This window comes from Pseudarthrobacter arbutini, assembly GCF_054510915.1.
This window is the reverse complement of sequence record NZ_JBTNDQ010000022.1, coordinates 1-15032: the sequence shown is the minus strand read 5'-3', so window position 1 is coordinate 15032 and position 15032 is coordinate 1. Positions and strand designations below refer to the sequence as shown.

Annotated in this window: 9 protein-coding genes; 7 read left to right on the top strand and 2 right to left on the bottom strand. The window is 65.0% G+C overall.

What is annotated here, in order from left to right; translation table 11 throughout:
• Positions 1–11: 11 nt before the first annotated feature.
• The 4 genes from rlmB to ACX80V_RS20150 all read left to right on the top strand — a co-directional run bounded on the left by rlmB (position 12) and on the right by ACX80V_RS20150 (position 4294).
• Entirely contained in the window at positions 12–1001 is a 990-nt protein-coding gene (gene rlmB, locus ACX80V_RS20165) for a 23S rRNA (guanosine(2251)-2'-O)-methyltransferase RlmB (protein WP_056342462.1), read from the top strand.
• 312 nt (positions 1002–1313) lie between these two features.
• Positions 1314–3425 (top strand): glycogen debranching protein GlgX, encoded by a 2112-nt coding sequence (glgX, locus tag ACX80V_RS20160; protein ID WP_485844637.1) that lies wholly within the window; start codon positions 1314–1316, stop codon positions 3423–3425.
• An 18-nt stretch (positions 3426–3443) separates the two neighbouring features.
• A complete protein-coding gene (locus tag ACX80V_RS20155) occupies positions 3444–3929 on the top strand; it encodes a guanyl-specific ribonuclease (protein WP_485844636.1) in 486 nt (161 codons plus the stop codon).
• 8 nt (positions 3930–3937) lie between these two features.
• Positions 3938–4294, top strand: coding sequence for a barstar family protein (locus ACX80V_RS20150; RefSeq protein WP_058930030.1), 357 nt, complete (start codon positions 3938–3940; stop codon positions 4292–4294).
• Between the two features lie 57 nt (positions 4295–4351).
• On the opposite strand, the gene glgP is transcribed toward ACX80V_RS20150, so the two are convergent.
• Positions 4352–6970 carry an alpha-glucan family phosphorylase gene (glgP, locus tag ACX80V_RS20145; RefSeq protein ID WP_205630646.1) on the bottom strand — a complete coding sequence of 873 codons (2619 nt, stop codon included), beginning with the start codon at positions 6968–6970 and terminating at the stop codon, positions 4352–4354.
• A 152-nt stretch (positions 6971–7122) separates the two neighbouring features.
• Between glgP and ACX80V_RS20140 the strand changes: the two genes are divergently transcribed.
• Genes ACX80V_RS20140 through ACX80V_RS20130 form a run of 3 tightly spaced genes read left to right on the top strand, consistent with a single transcriptional unit; the run spans position 7123 to position 14706 of the window.
• On the top strand, positions 7123–9204 hold the full coding sequence (locus ACX80V_RS20140) for an alpha-1,4-glucan--maltose-1-phosphate maltosyltransferase (RefSeq protein ID WP_485844635.1): 2082 nt from the start codon (positions 7123–7125) through the stop codon (positions 9202–9204).
• Positions 9201–10997: a maltose alpha-D-glucosyltransferase gene (treS, locus tag ACX80V_RS20135; RefSeq protein ID WP_058930028.1), complete on the top strand. Its 1797-nt coding sequence runs from the start codon at positions 9201–9203 to the stop codon at positions 10995–10997. Before ACX80V_RS20140 ends, treS begins: the two co-directional genes overlap by 4 nt.
• Before the next feature lies 1 nt (position 10998).
• On the top strand, positions 10999–14706 hold the full coding sequence (locus ACX80V_RS20130) for a 1,4-alpha-glucan branching enzyme (protein ID WP_485844634.1): 3708 nt from the start codon (positions 10999–11001) through the stop codon (positions 14704–14706).
• Positions 14707–14848: 142 nt separating this feature from the next.
• Here ACX80V_RS20130 and ACX80V_RS20125 read toward each other — a convergent pair.
• Positions 14849–15032: hypothetical protein (locus tag ACX80V_RS20125; protein ID WP_485844633.1), on the bottom strand; the 184-nt coding region annotated here is incomplete at its 5' end.

The following is a 15032-nucleotide window of genomic DNA, read 5'->3' as shown; positions in this document are numbered from 1 at the left end:
GGTGGAAAATCATGGCCAACAACGGTCGCCGGTCGGTCAAAGCAAAGAAGGGGCCAACCATCGGAACCGGTGGTCATGGCCGTAAGGCCCTGGAAGGCAAGGGTCCCACCCCCAAGGCGGAGGACCGCCCGTACCACAAGGCGCACAAGAGCAAGCAGCTTGCCGAACGTTCGGCCGCCAAGCGCGGCACGGGTGCCCGCAGCGCCGGCGCCTCCCGCACGGGTCCCAAGGGCCGCGCCACCGAGGAAGTCGTCACCGGCCGTAACTCCGTGGTGGAAGCCCTCCGCGCCGGGATCCCCGCGAAGGCCCTGCACATCGCCATCCGGATTGAAATGGATGACCGTGTCAAGGAGTCGCTGAAGATCGCCGCCGAACGCGGTATCCCGCTGCTCGAGACCGGCAAGCCCGAACTTGACCGCATGACGGACGACGCCATCCACCAGGGCCTTGTCCTGCAGATCCCGCCGTACGAGTACCAGGACGCTTATGACCTGGCCGAGGAAACCGTGGACCGCTGGAAGAAGGGCCACGTATCCAACGCCCCGCTGTTCGTTGCCCTGGACGGCATCACGGACCCGCGCAACCTTGGTGCCATCATCCGCTCCGTCTCGGCCTTCAGCGGCCACGGCGTCATCGTCCCGGAACGCCGCTCCGTGGGCGTCACAGCCTCGGCCTGGAAGACCAGCGCCGGCGCTGCCGTGCGTGTTCCGGTGGCGCGTGCCGCCAACCTGAACAGTGCCCTGAAGCAGTTCAAGAACATGGGCATCTTTGTCCTGGGGCTCGACGGCGACGGCGACGTTTCGCTGCCTGACCTCACCCTGGCCGCCGAGCCCGTCTGCATTGTGGTCGGTTCCGAAGGCAAGGGCCTGAGCCGCCTGGTCCGCGAAAACTGCGACCAGATCGTCTCCATCCCGATCAACTCCGCCATGGAATCGCTCAACGCCTCCATGGCCGTTGGCATCTCGCTGTACGAAATCTCGAGGCAGCGCGCCGTCAAGTAGTCCTCGGTGCGGGAGGCGGCACGGCGGACATCCTCCGCGTGCTGCGCCCCACCGGCCCCCTGGCCTCGCAAGCTCGGCCAGGGAACCCTGCCGGCGTGGGCCCACTTCGTCGCTCTGACGCACGCTTCCGGATGCCCGCCGTTCCGCGAACGCTCTCTCACCTTTGGTGGGCTAAACAGCAACGCTCTCTCACCTTTCGGCGGGGGAGCGTTGCTGATTCTATAGAAGTCCCGGCGGTTTGCCCGGACCCTTGGATGTCGTCATAAAAGCACCGGTGCAGCTCAACAGCCGCTGGCCGCTACCATGGACGTGATGGTCATGCCGCTTTTCGATACCGCTTCCACCCGGGATGCCTCTTCGGCATATCCGCTCGGTGTCAGCGTCCCGCGCCCGGGATCGGGAGCGGATTACGGCGTGCAGTCCAGCGCCAACGTGGCCGTGTACGCCCCGGCTGTGGAGAACCTTGAGATTGCCTACAAGGCCCCGGGCAGCGAGTGGCATCTGCAGACCCTGCCCAACGTCACCCACGGCGTGCACCACGGAATTGTTGAGGATTTCCCGTACGGATCGCTGTACGGTTTCCGCGCCACGTCCAAGGCGGACCCGTTGCCGCTGGCGGTCCCCATCGTGGACCTGGACGACGACGGTGGGCAGCCTCTTCTGCTCGATCCTTACGGCCAGGCGGTGGACCAGCGGGAAGGATTCCTGACGAGCGTCCGGATGGCCGACGATTTTGACTGGGGCACCGACGAACGGCCCCGGACGCAGTGGCGGAACACCATTATCTACGAGGCCCATGTCCGCGGCCAGAGCATGCTGCATCCCGATGTCCCCGAGGAACTGCGCGGCACCTACGCCGGAATGGCCCATCCGGCCATCATCGAGCATTTCAAGAGCCTGGGCATAACCGCTGTCCAGCTGCTCCCGGTGCACTTTCACCTCGATGAGCTGCACCTGCAGAACCTCGGCCTGACCAACTACTGGGGCTACAACACGGCCGCGTTTTTCGCACCGCACGCAGCCTATGCGACGCAGGCGGCGCGGGATGCCGGACCGCACGCCGTCCAGGACGAGTTCAAGGGAATGGTCAAGCTGCTCCACGCGGCAGGGCTGGAAGTGATTCTCGACGTCGTCTACAACCACACTGCCGAGGGCGGCCCGGACGGCCAGGCCATCAGCTTCCGCGGACTCGGTGAGGACACGTACTACCGAACGGATGGCCACGGGAAGTACATCGACACTACGGGCTGCGGCAACAGCCTGAATTTCGGCCAGCCCAGGGTGGTCCAGTTGGTGCTGGATTCCCTCCGGTATTGGGTGGACGAATTCCACATCGACGGCTTCCGTTTCGACCTGGCCGTGACGCTCTGCCGGAACGCGGACAACGAGTTTGATCCCCGGCACCCGTTCCTGGTGGCTGTGGCCGCCGATCCCGTGCTGTCTGACGTAAAACTGATCGCCGAGCCCTGGGACGTCGGCTACGGCGGCTGGCAGACGGGACGGTTCCCGGGCGGCTGGGTTGACTGGAACGACCACTTCCGGGACGGCGTCCGCTCCTTCTGGCTTGCCGACCGGGCGGCCATCGAAGCCGGCGGGCAGGGTGGGTCCGTGGCGCGGCTGGCTGATGCCCTGTCCGGGTCTGCCGGGCTCTTTGAAGCGTCGGGCCGTTCCAGGCTGGCGTCGGTCAACCTCATCACGGCACACGACGGCTTCACCCTCAACGACCTTGTGTCCTACGACCGTAAACACAACGAGGCCAACGGCGAGCAGAACCGGGACGGGCACGGGGACAACCGCAGCTACAACCACGGTTTCGAAGGCCGGAGCGAGGACGAGAGCATCCTGGCGCAGCGGTCGCAGTCCCGGCGGAACCTCATGGCGTCCCTGATGATTTCGCTCGGTGTGCCCATGATCACCGCCGGGGACGAGCTGGCACGCACGCAGCAGGGAAACAACAACGCATACTGCCAGGACAACCCACTGGCCTGGCTCGACTGGACGCGTACGCCGGAATCCGCAGAGATGCTCCGCAGCACAAAGCGCTACGTCCGGCTGCGCAAGGAGTTCCTGGCAAGCCAACCCCATGATTTTCCGGCTCGGGATGAGCAGTCCTATATCTACTGGTTTGATCACGCCGGACAGCCCATGTCCATGGATCAGTGGAATGATCCCCGGCACCGGGTCATGCAGCTCCTGCTTGGCTCGGACGACGGCACGCTGGCAGGCCTCGTGGTGGTCAACGGCAGCGGCTCCGACGTGAATATCACCCTTCCGGAACTCAAGAACGACGACGGAACGCCCCACAGGATGTTCGAACTCCGGCTGACAACGTCGCCGCTTCACGAGCTTCGACAGGGCAGCCGCGTGGCGTCCGGCGAGACGGACAGCATCGAGGCGAACTCGATTAACATCTACCGCACGTAACTGCGGAGGGGACCAAAATTGCGCAACCGCTCCATTGCCCTGCTGCTGACCGGGCTGCTGGCCATAGCGGTGTTCGCTTTCGGCGGCCCCGGGCTCCTTGAGACTCTAGCGGGAAGTACGACGCCGGCAGCCAGTTCCAGCGCGGCCCCGGTCCCGGGTGCTCCCGTCCCGGGTCCTGCGGAGGTTCCGGCCCCGGCGGTAGTTCCCGCCAACCCGTCCGGGTTGCCCGCGATCAAGGAATCCCAGCTGCCGGCCGAAGCCCGGACTACCCTTGCCGCCATCCGTGCCGGCGGCCCCTACCGCTACAGCCAGGACAACAAGACGTTCGGCAACTTCGAGCGCATTCTCCCGAGGCAGGGCTCAGGATATTACCGCGAGTACACCGTGGCCACCCCGGGTGAATCCGACCGGGGAGCCCGCCGCATCGTCACCGGCTCCGAGGGCGAGAAGTACTACACGCAGGACCACTACGACTCGTTCAAATTCATCGCAGAAGGCAGCTGAACACCCTCATGAAAATTTACTCCGCCGACACCTGGACCATCGAAGAACTCAAGGAACAGGTCGCCGACGCCGGCCGCCGCAGCCTGGTGGTCCCCGCCGCCGACAGCAAGAAGGCTGTCCTGGAAACCTTCGGCGAAGTGCTCGCCTTCCCTGAGCACTACGGCGTGAACATGGACGCCCTGAACGATTCGCTGCACGATTTCGCGGACAGCATCGGCGAGAACGGTAGCGCCCCGGTCACGGTCCTTTGGCAGGTGGCCGCAGCGTTCCGGGGGGACAGGTCCTTTGGGATCATCTGCGAGGTCCTCCAGGATGCCGAAAGCTACGCCGGCCGTGACCTCGCGGTGACGGCCGTCCTCCTCTAGTTAAACCGATTGGCCCCCGCTGTCCGGAAGACGGCGGGGGCCAACAAATGCGGCGGATCAGGCGTTGACGATCAGCCCCAGCTCGGCCTTGGAAGCCAATGCCTCGTGCCGTGGCAGGACGCGGACGGTGTAGCCAAAGGGACCGGAGCGGTCGATGACCAGCGAGCCGCTGAACAGGTGGCGCCCCTCGCCCAGGTCCTCTTTCGAGTTCAACTCCATCAGGGTGACATCCGCCAGGGTGTCGCTTTCCTCGGCACGGCCATAAGCCACCTCCACGGACACGTCCTCCGGTGAGAGGGTGTGCAGCGCGATGTAGGCGTTCACCTGCAGGGTGTCCCCGATCTGCGGGTCCTCGGAAACGCCCACGGAGTCCACATGTTCGACGTGCAGCAGAGGCCACGCCGAACGTACCTTGGCAGTCCATGCCGCCAGCACACGGGCCTGGGCGTAGGAGTCGGCAACGGCCCTGCGTCCGGCCTCGGCGGCGGGCCGGTAGAGCACGTTGACGTAGTCGTGCAGCATGCGCTCCGCGGACACGGCCGGGCCCAGATGGGACAGCGTGTGCTTGATCATTGACACCCAGTGCGTCGGGACTTTCTCGGTGCCCGTGGTGGACGGTCCGGCAGCACCTGCGCTGTCCGACACCGTGTTCCCATAGAAGCGTGGCGCCACCTGGGTTTCCAGGAGTTCGTACAACGCCGCGGCCTCGATGTCGTCCCGCTCTTCGGGGGACGCGTCGTTGTTGGCGGTGGGGATCGCCCAGCCGTTCTCGCCGTCGTACATTTCATCCCACCAGCCGTCCATCACCGAAAGGTTCAGCGAACCGTTGATTGCGGCCTTCATGCCCGACGTGCCGCACGCCTCCAGGGGGCGGAGCGGGTTGTTGAGCCACACGTCACAGCCCGGGAACAGCGTCCTGGCCATCGCGATGTCGTAGTTCGGCAGGAAAGCGATGCGGTGGCGGACCTCGGGGTCGTCGGTGAAGCGGACCAGATCCTGGATCATCTTCTTCCCGGCATCATCTGCCGGGTGGGACTTGCCGGCGATCACCAGTTGGATCGGGTGCTCCGGATGCAGCAGCAACGCCTTGAGCCGGTCCGGCTCGCGAAGCATCAGCGTCAGGCGCTTGTAGGTGGGGACGCGCCGGGCGAAGCCGATAGTCAGCACGTCGGAGTCCAGGACACTGTCGGTCCAGCCCAGCTCGGCGTCGGCGGCGCCGCGCTTCTTCCACGCAGCCCGGAGCCGGCGGCGTACGTCCTCCACCAGGGCCGTGCGCATTTCACGGCGCAGCGCCCACACATCAGCATCGCTGACGTTGTAGGCAAGGTCCCAGCGGCCTAGGGCTTCGGCCTCGGTGCCGAACTGTTCCCGCGCGAGCCGGGAGATGCGGCCGTCGACCCAGGTGGGCACGTGGACGCCGTTGGTAACGGACGTGATGGGCACCTCGGAGTGGTCGAACCCCGGCCACAGGGCCGAGAACATCCCGCGGGATACCTCGCCATGGAGCTTGGCGACGCCGTTGGCCCGCTGTGCCAGCCGGAGCCCCATCACCGCCATGTTAAAGACTGACGGATTGCCGTCGGCGTAGTTTTCCCGGCCCAGTTCCAGGATCCGGTCCACGGGTACCGCGGGCGCCAGCCCGGCCTGGAAGAAGTGGTGGATCTGGGAAATCTCGAAACGGTCGATGCCGGCCGGAACGGGAGTGTGGGTGGTGAAGACCGTGGACGCCCGGCCGGCGGCGAGGGCTTCGTCGAAGCTGAGGGCGGCGTCGCCGGCCATCAGTTCCTGGATGCGCTCAACCCCCAGGAAGCCGGCATGGCCCTCATTGGTGTGGAACACCTCGGGCGCCGCGGTTCCGGTCAGCTGCTGGTACGCGCGCAGCGCCTTGACTCCGCCCATGCCCAGCAGGAGCTCTTGCTGGAGCCGGTGGTCTCCGCCGCCGCCGTAGAGGCGGTCGGTGATGCCGCGGGCGGCGTCGTCGTTACCGGGAACGTTGGAGTCCAGCAGCAAGAGGGGAACGCGTCCGACGTCGGCACGCCAGATGTGTGCCAGCAGCCGGCGCCCGTTGGGGAGCGGGAGTGAGATCTGCAGGGGGCGGCCGTTGCCGTCGGCGGACGGCTCGCGAAGCAGGGTGAGGGGGAGGCCGTCAGGGTCGAGCACCGGGTACGTTTCCTGCTGCCAGGCGTCGCGGGAGAGTGACTGCTTGAAGTAGCCGGCCTGGTACAGCAGGCCAACCCCGATCAGGGGCACACCGAGGTCCGAGGCGGCCTTGAGGTGGTCGCCGGCCAGGATACCCAGGCCGCCGGAGTACTGCGGCAGGACTTCGGTGATGCCAAATTCGGGGGAGAAGTACGCGATGGCGGCCGGGGCATCCTCGCCCAGGCCCTGGTACCAGCGGGGCTGCTCAAGGTACCGGTCAAGGTCCTCGGCTGCGGCGCGGACCTGGTCTACGACCGACTGGTCGGCGGCGAGGCGCTGGAACTCTTCGCGGCTGACCCGGCCCAGGAAACTGATGGGATCCTGGTCGGATTCCTCCCAGATGCGGGGGTTCAGGCCAGCGAAAAGTTCACGGGTGGGCCGGTGCCAGGACCAGCGCAGGTTGGTGGCCAACCGGGCCAGCGGCCTGATGGGTTCCGGGAGGACTGTTCTGACGGTAAATCTGCGGATTGCCTTCACCTGCGCCACACTAACCGACAACATCAACGTCTGGAACCGCTTTGGCTTTCTTTTAGGTAAATGACAGTTGGCGTGGCGGATAAGTCGAATCGCCGCGACAAAAAGCAGCGCAGGCTTAGCAATCTGGGCCATTTCTCGCTAACGTCGAGCCTGTGACGACTAACTCAGTAACCCCTGCCGCCTCAAAGAAAAAGCCGAAAGGCAAAATCACCGATGGGCTAAGATTTGGCCGTTTTCCGATCACCGCGGTGCAGCCTGTGGTGGAGGGTGGAAAGTATCCTGCCAAGGCCTTGCCGGGGGAGGGAATTGTGGTGGGCGCCACCGCTTTCCGGGAGGGGCATGACCAGCTGGGTGTCAGCGCGGTCCTCCTGGATCCCCGCGGGAAGGAACGCCAGCGCGTCAGGCTGGCGCCGCCGAAGGGGGAACGCGGCCTCGGTACCGACCGCTGGGAGGGCATCCTCACGCCGTCGGCCGTTGGAAATTGGACCTTTTTCATCGAGGCCTGGCACGACCGCTACGGAACCTGGCACCACAACGCCGAGGTGAAGGTGGCGGCAGGCATCGACGTCGAGCTGATGCTCGCCGAAGGCTCTGCGCTGCTCTCAGACGCGGCCGACGACTCCTCCCGCAATGCGTCGGACCGGCGCACCCTCCGCATGGCGTCTTCCATTCTGGGCAACGGGGCCCTCACCGATGAGGAGCGTCTGGCAGCCGGGTTCGGCGCGGACGTCGCCGCTGTGGCGGACCGCCAGCCGATTCGCGAACTGATCACCGTTTCCGAGCAGTTCCCGCTGCTGGTGGAGCGCGATCTCGCAGGCCGCGGAGCCTGGTACGAATTCTTCCCCCGGTCCGAAGGCGCCGTCAGGGACGCCACCACCGGGGCGTGGACGTCCGGGAATTTCCGGACCGCGGCGAAGCGGCTGGACGCGGTGGCGGAAATGGGCTTCGATATTCTCTATATGCCGCCGATCCACCCCATCGGTATCCAGCACCGCAAGGGCCCCAACAACACCCTGATTGCCGGCCCGCATGATCCCGGCTCGCCCTGGGCCATCGGCGCCAAGGAGGGCGGCCACGACGCCATCCACCCTGAACTGGGCACGTTCGAGGACTTCGACGCCTTTGTTGCCCACGCCAACGAACTGGGCCTGGAAGTCGCCCTGGACCTGGCGCTGCAGGCGGCGCCGGACCACCCCTGGGTGGAGTCCAACCCGGAATGGTTCACTACCCGGGTTGACGGGAGCATCGCGTACGCGGAAAACCCGCCCAAGAAATACCAGGACATTTTCCCGCTCAATTTCGACAATGATCCGGAAGGGCTTGCGAAGGAAATCCTGCGGGTCGTGTTGCTGTGGGTCAGCCATGGCGTGAAGATCTTCCGGGTGGATAATCCGCACACCAAACCGGTGTGGTTCTGGGAATGGCTCATTGGCCAGGTCAACAAAAAGACCCCTGGCGTCGTGTTCCTCGCGGAAGCGTTCACGCGCCCTGCCATGATGCACGCCCTGGGCCGGGCGGGCTTCCAGCAGTCCTACACCTACTTCACATGGCGGAACACCAAAAAGGAACTCGAAACCTACTTCACGGAGGTCAGCCACGAGTCGCCGGCGTACTTCCGGCCCAACTTCTTTGTCAACACGCCGGACATCCTCACGGAATACCTGCAGTTCGGCGGGCCGGCGGCGTTCAAGATCCGCGCCGCATTGGCCGCCACCGCCAGCCCCCTGTGGGGCGTTTATGCCGGCTACGAACTTTATGAGCATGTTGCCCGCCCCGGCGCGGAAGAGTACATCGACAACGAGAAATTCGAATACAAAGCCCGTGACTGGGACGCTGCCGCTGCCTCAGGCCGGACCCTGGCGCCGTACCTGACCAGGCTCAACGCGATCAGGCACAACCACTCGGCGCTGCTGGATCTGCAGAATCTCACGGTCCACCACAGCACCGACGACGCCACGGTGGTGTACTCCAAGCACAAGACCCTGCCGGACGGCACCAAGGACACCATCATTGTGGTGGTCAACGTTGATCCGCACGGCATCAGGGAGAGCACCATTTCACTGGATCTGGCTGCGCTGGAACTGGACCCCGAGGATCTGTCGCCCAACGGCGGGTTCCGGGTGGATGACCTCATTTCCGGCGAATCCTGGGAATGGGGCGAATACAACTACGTCCGCTTGGACGCGCACGTTGAACCCGCCCACATCCTGAGCGTGAGGAGATTGCATCAGTGAGCTTTAACCCGCAGAGTTCCAGCCAGCATTTCACCCCCAAGAGCACGTTTGAGCTGAACGCCCCTGGCCTGGCCCACGATCCGCTCTGGTATCGGAAAGCTGTGTTCTATGAGGTGCTGGTGCGGGCCTTCGCGGATGCGAACGGCGACGGTTCGGGCGACTTTTCCGGCCTGATCGACCGGCTGGACTACCTGCAGTGGCTTGGCGTGGACTGCCTGTGGCTGCCGCCGTTCTTCCAGTCGCCGCTGCGTGACGGCGGCTATGACATTTCGGACTACAACTCCGTCCTGGATGAGTTCGGCACCATCAGCGACTTCAAGCGGCTGGTGGCCGAGTCCCATGCCCGCGGCGTCCGGGTCATCATTGACCTGCCGCTGAACCACACCTCGGACCAGCACCCCTGGTTCCAGGAATCGCGCAAGGACCCGGACGGTCCCTTTGGCGACTTTTACGTGTGGAGCGACACTGACGAGAAGTACCAGGACGCCCGCATCATCTTCGTGGACACGGAGGAGTCCAACTGGACCTTCGACCCCATCCGCCGGCAGTTCTTCTGGCACCGCTTCTTCAGCCACCAGCCTGACCTGAACTTTGAAAACCCCAAGGTCATCGAAGCGCTCTTTGACGTGGTCCGTTTCTGGCTGGACCAGGGCATCGATGGTTTCCGGGCGGATGCCATCCCGTACCTCTTCGAGGAAGAGGGGACCAACTGCGAAAACCTGCCGGCCACCCATGACTTCCTGCGCAAGCTGCGGGCCATGGTGGATGAAGGCTACCCGGGCCGCGTCATCATCGCCGAGGCCAACCAGCCGCCTAACGAGGTGGTGGAGTACTTCGGAACAGCGGAAGAGCCCGAATGCCACATGGCCTTCCACTTCCCCATCATGCCGCGCCTCTACTACGCCCTGCGGGACCAGAAGGCCGCTCCGATCATCGAGACCATGCATGACACCCCGGAGATCCCCGAAGGGGCGCAATGGGGAACGTTCCTGCGCAACCACGATGAACTGACGCTGGAGATGGTCACGGCCGACGAGCGTGCGGCGATGCTGGGCTGGTATGCCCCGGACCCCCGGATGCGCGCCAACATCGGGATCCGGCGCCGCCTTGCACCGTTGCTGGATAACTCCCGGGCCGAGATCGAACTGATCAACGCGCTGCTGCTGTCGCTGCCGGGCAGCCCGTTCCTGTACTACGGGGACGAGATCGGCATGGGGGACAACATCTGGCTCGATGACCGCGATGCTGTGCGCACCCCCATGCAGTGGAACCCGGACCGGAACGCAGGATTCTCCAACGCTGATCCCGGCAAGCTATACCTGCCGGTCATCCAGTCGCTGGTGTACAGCTACGGCATGGCCAATGTGGAAGCCGAGGCCGCCCACTCCGGTTCCCTGCTCCGCTGGACCCGGCAGATCCTCAGCGTCCGTAAGAACCACCCTGCCTTCGGGCTGGGCGCGTTCAAACATGTCGAAGCCGACCACGACGCCGTGGTGGCGTATCTCCGGGAACTTTCGGAGGACAACACTGCGGGGCTGCCCGGCGAAACCATTCTGTGCGCCTTTAACCTTTCGCAGCACCCCGTCGCGGCAAAACTGCGGATTCCCCAGTTTGCCGGCCGCGGGCTGCGCGATGTGTTCGGGGGGCAGCCGTTCCCCGGGATCGACGACGACGGATCACTGACGCTGACCCTGGGAAGCCATGATTTCTTCTGGCTGCGGGTCCGCTCGGCGACGTCCAATCCAGCCTCCCCGTACACGCAAGCACTGCCCATCCTGTCCATCGAGAACTGATATGGCCCAGCCCACCCTCACAGCCGCGCTGAGCGCTGTCCTCCGCGAATGGCTTCCGCGCCAGCGGTGGTTCCCCGTGAAGACAGCCGATTTTTCGCTGGAACAGGCAGGCAGCCTGAGCCTTGAAGATGCCGCCGGGCAGGCCCGGCTGGAGATCTTCCTGCTGGCTGTTTCCTCCCGGACGGCCGGCGGCGGACTCCGCACTGACGTGGTCCAGGTCCCGCTGAGTTACCGGGCAAGTCCGCTTGCCGGAGCGGAGCGGGCCCTGGTGGGCCAGGCTCCCGGGGCCGGCATGGCCTGGATCTACGACGCCGTGCATGATCCATCCTTTGTGTCCTCCTGGCTGGAGCTGATCCGGTCCGAAGCGGGCTCGAGCACGGGTTCGGCGACGGGCCACCTAACGCGGTCGGAGCACCGCCTGCCTACCGCCCACGGAATGGTCAAAGTCCTGTCCGGCGAACAGTCCAACAGCTCTGTCATTGTTGACGACGGCGAGTCCGCGGCGATCGTGAAATTCTTCCGCGTCCTCTCCGCAGGGATCAACCCTGAGGTAGAGGTAGGGGCCGCACTGACGGCCCAGGGCACCTCCGAAGTTCCGGCCACGCTGGGGTGGGTCCGCGGGGAATGGCAAGCGCCGGCGTCACCGGGGCTCCCGGCACAGGCGTCATCGCAGGGCGAGCTTGCCGTAGCCCACGAATTCCTCGCCGGCGGCCGCGATGCCTGGCGCCTTGCCGTGGATGCCGCGCGCACCGGTGCCGATTTCACCGCCGAGGCGCATGCCCTGGGCGCTGCCACAGCCACGGTCCACCGGCGGCTGGCCGAAGCACTCGGCACAGCGGTTGAGCCGGCCCCGGGTCAGCTCATTGCGCCCGGAGTAGCCCAGCGGGTCCGGGAGGCATGGGCGGAAGCCGGTGCCGCCGTCGGGCCTTACGACGACGCGCTAGGGGCTCTGCTTGGCGAGCTCGACGGCGTGCCCGCAGGGCCGCTGCAGCGGATCCACGGCGATCTCCACCTCGGCCAGATCCTGCAGGTCCCCGGTCACGGCGGCCAGCCCGGCCGGTGGGCCATCCTTGATTTTGAAGGTGAGCCACTGCGGCCCATCGCCGAACGCAACTTCCCCGATGTTCCGCTCCGGGACGTGGTGGGAATGCTGCGTTCCTTCGACTACGCGGCAGGCGCGGCAGAACGCGAATATCAGGGTGCCCGCGTTCCGGCATCCTGGGTCGATGATTGCGCGGACGCGTTCCTTGCCGGGTATGCCGCAGTCACACCCGGCACCATCGACCGGACTTCACCGCTCTTTGTGGCATTGTGGCTGGACAAGGCCCTTTATGAAGTCGTATATGAATTGCGGAACAGACCTGACTGGCTGGCCATTCCAACGAATGCGTCCAGGCGGCTCCTCAGCGTTAAAGGCTCCGGCGATCAGGCCGGAGCAGCATCGGAAGGTATGAAAATGACAGGCTCAGCACGTACAGACCGGCCCCGGGTGCCTCTTCACGTGGACCCGGACACGTTGGCCCGCGTGGCGAACGGCGAACACCACGCGCCGCACTCAGTGCTCGGCGCCCACCTGGACGACCACGGCCATGTGACGGTCCGGACGCTTAAGCACCTCGCGGAGGCAGTGAGCGTGGTGACTGCCGTCGGCTCAGTGCCCATGACCCACGAAAACAACGGGGTATGGGTGGCAGTCCTCGAACCGCTGCAGGCCGGCCACGTCCCCGACTACCGGCTGGAAGTCACCTACGCCGGTGCCGCGCCCCTGACGGTGGATGAGCCGTACCGTTACTTGCCCACCGTGGGTGAAGTGGACCTGCACCTGATCGGCGAGGGCCGGCACGAGAAACTCTGGGAAGTCCTGGGCGCGCACGTCCAGCACTACAAGTCCTCGCTCGGTGATGTTGACGGCGTCTCCTTTGCCGTCTGGGCACCGAACGCGCAGGCGGTCCGCGTCAAGGGCGATTTCAATGCCTGGGACGGCCGCGAAAATTCGCTCCGCTCGCTGGGGTCATCAGGCGTGTGGGAAGTCTTCCTTCCCGGCGTTCTAGCAGGAGCGTGCTACAAATTCGAGATCAAGTCCAAGGGCGGGCACTGGGTCGAAAAGGCGGACCCCCTGGCGTTCGGCACCGAAGTCCCGCCGCTGACGGCGTCCCGCGTAGTGGAACCGTCCTACGTCTTCAAGGACGCCGAATGGATGGCGGCACGCGCCCAGCGTGACCCGCACAATTCGCCGATGAGCGCCTACGAAGTCCACCTCGGATCCTGGCGCCTTGGCCTGGGCTACCGCGAGCTCGCCAAGGAGCTGGTGGAGTACGTCAAATGGCTGGGCTTCACGCACGTTGAGTTCATGCCTGTGGCCGAACATCCCTTCGGCGGCTCCTGGGGCTACCAGGTGACGTCCTACTTTGCACCGACGTCCCGCTTCGGCCATCCGGATGAATTCCGGTTCCTGGTGGATTCCCTGCACCAGGCCGGAATCGGCGTGCTGCTGGACTGGGTTCCGGCGCACTTCCCCAAGGATGCCTGGGCACTGGCCCAGTTCGACGGCGAACCCCTGTACGAGCACGCCGACCCGAACCTGGGCGAGCACCCCGACTGGGGAACGCTGATCTTCGACTTCGGCCGCACCGAGGTGCGGAACTTCCTGGTGTCCAACGCGCTGTACTGGCTTGATGAGTTCCACATCGACGGACTCCGGGTTGATGCGGTGGCCTCGATGCTGTACCTGGACTATTCGCGCGAAGACGGGCAGTGGTCGCCCAACCGCTTTGGCGGACGCGAGAACCTGGAAGCCATTTCCTTCCTCCAGGAAGTCAACGCCACCGTCTACAAGACCCACCCCGGCGCCGTGATGATCGCCGAAGAGTCCACGGCATTCCCCGGTGTCACCGCCCCCACAAGCCACGGCGGCCTCGGCTTCGGGCTCAAGTGGAACATGGGCTGGATGCACGACTCCCTCAAGTACGCCTCCGAGGACCCCGTCAACCGGAAGTGGCACCACGGCACGTTGACGTTCTCCATGGTCTACGCGTTCACCGAGAACTTCCTGCTCCCCATCAGCCACGACGAAGTAGTGCACGGCAAGGGCTCCATGCTCCGGAAGATGCCGGGGGACCGCTGGCAGCAGCTGGCCAACCTGCGCGCCTTCTTTGCCTACCAGTGGGCGCACCCGGGAAAGCAGCTCATTTTTATGGGCACCGAATTCGGCCAGGAGGCTGAATGGTCCGAGCAGCACGGACTGGACTGGTACCTGGCCGACATTCCGGCGCACCGCGGATTGCAGCTCCTCACCAAGGACCTCAACGAGCTCTACAGCTCGACGCCGGCCCTCTACGCGCGGGACAACGAGCCCGGTGGCTTCCAGTGGATCAACGGTGGCGACGCCGACCGCAATGTCCTGACATTTGTCCGCTGGGACAAGGACGGCAATCCGTTGGTGTGCGCCGTCAACTTCTCCGGCGGGCCGCATGTGGGCTATGTCCTCGGCGTTCCCGCTGCCGGGGCCTGGACCGAAGTGCTCAACACTGATGCCGCGGCCTATGGCGGTTCAGGTGTTTTGAATGGCGGCGAGCTGATTGCCCTGGACGAAGGGCTTGATGGCCAGCCGGCATCGTTGACCGTGACGTTGCCGCCCCTGGGTGCGGCGTACTTCAAGCCCGTTCCCTTGGCGGCCAGCGGACCGAATAGTGTGAACCCGCTCTCTTAAGTGCGCGGCGAAAAGCCCGGAATTCCTTGAGATTCCGGGCTTTTTGCTGCCCTCAGGGTGGGGGTGCAGGGGGCTGTTCGGGGCTTGGTTGGCCATCCCGGCAAAGTGGTGGTAGAGTTTATTTCCGCGCTGCTCCACGGAGTCAGACCGAAAAAACCGACACGAAAGCCTCAGGCTGAGAACGTCGCGGATGCCGGTTTGACAAGAGTGAGACCAGCGGGTAAGTTTGAAAAGTTGCTCCGGAGCGATCCACGGCCGATTGAATGGTTGTGGTGGTGCCGGGTGTGTCTGTTGTTTGAGAACTCAATAGTGTGCCAAGTTTGTTG